Origin of the sequence: uncultured Streptococcus sp. (genome assembly GCF_901875575.1) — a bacterium.
Classification (GTDB): Bacteria; Bacillota; Bacilli; order Lactobacillales; family Streptococcaceae; genus Streptococcus.
The window spans coordinates 1-1,325 of sequence record NZ_CABFMF010000037.1 but is presented as its reverse complement, the minus strand read 5'-3'; the positions used below and the strand labels follow the sequence as shown (position 1 = coordinate 1,325).

Here is a 1,325-nt window from a genome sequence, read left to right as displayed (position 1 = left end):
GCTTTTGTAGCCAAAAGGAATCGAAAAAAAGAGCGCACAAAATCCCCTCATCTGAAAGCATTTCAGATTAAGTTCCGCTATGGTGGAAGTTAGTGTGAGACGTTTGAATGGGTTTTTAGGTTAGTTTTTAGATCTTATGTTGGAGTAATGTAGAAGACTGGCAGACATCTTCTGCAGGTATTTTAGAAATGCCAAGAAGCTTAGGAATCTCTTCTCCATAGGTAAAGGCAAAGAGTTCATAAGCTGATTTTCCATTCAAAGCAGCGCGTTTGACACTATTGACATGCGAGCAGACGAGATTGATGTCCTCTTGAGTTAAGTTGTCAAAGGAAGTTCCCTTAGGTAGAATGTCGCGAATCAGCGTGTGATTTTTCTCAATTCTCCCTTTCTGGTCAGAGCGATTAGGGTCACAAAAGAAGAGTTTACTCTCTCCTCGAACATCCATTTCGATGTCATCAACCCTAGCAAACTCTCCACCATTATCTGTCAGGATGACAGGAAAGAGTTGGAAGAATTCTTTGTCCTCTTGGTGAAGAGTGTTCTTGATATCATAGAGGTGTTTGGTAACCTCAAGGGCAGTTTTATTATCCAGAAGCCTAGCGAAGATAAAGTTACAGAAAGATAAATTGAAGGTGAGTAGGACTTTACCTCCTATCCTGCCCATAACGGTGTCCATTTCCAGCCAGTAGTTCAGTTGGTTAAGGGTTAAATAATTTAGGAAATCCTCATAGGAACGGCCTTTTTTAGCTTCTTTAGGGATGGAAGGTAGCTTACTTTTCCGTCTTTCTTTGAATTTAACGGCTCTGGCTAGGTCAATAGGAGAGATAGATAGGTATCCTTTTCGGATGTGTCGATAGACGGTTGAGGAGCTAACATTAATGTTATGAGTCTTGAGGATATGATAGATGTGTTGTCCCTTTTTAACACCATCGGAAATGACTTTGTCCATGTCCCAGAAGGTCTTGGAATTGAGGGGAATCCCTTCACGAGCTTCTACAAGAGTTTGTTCGTACTGCTTTTGAGCTTGTTTAGCGAGATAGAAGACTTTCTGATAGCCACAGTTTTGTCTTCTTTTAGGGCATCCATTACAGACAAAGGTAGCTTTATCGAGTAGAGGGCAAGGAAGGTTATTAGAGGTAGAGTCTCTGTCTTGTCTATTTCGTTTGATCTCTTTAGAAACAGTGGTCGGGTCTTTTAGAATAAGTTGCCCGATAGCTTTGAAGGTTTCACCGCGCTCTAAGCCTAATTGGATATCATTGCGGTCTGAAAGGGTAAGGTGTTTATGTTTTGTCATAGTGGACCTCATTTCTAACTCAAACGTCTCA

Annotated in this window: 1 protein-coding gene; it reads right to left on the bottom strand. The window is 41.1% G+C overall.

The window, feature by feature from the left end:
- Positions 1–127: 127 nt before the first annotated feature.
- Positions 128–1,294, bottom strand: coding sequence for an IS30 family transposase (locus tag QZ114_RS07645; protein WP_295501710.1), 1,167 nt, complete (start codon positions 1,292–1,294; stop codon positions 128–130).
- Positions 1,295–1,325: the final 31 nt, after the last annotated feature.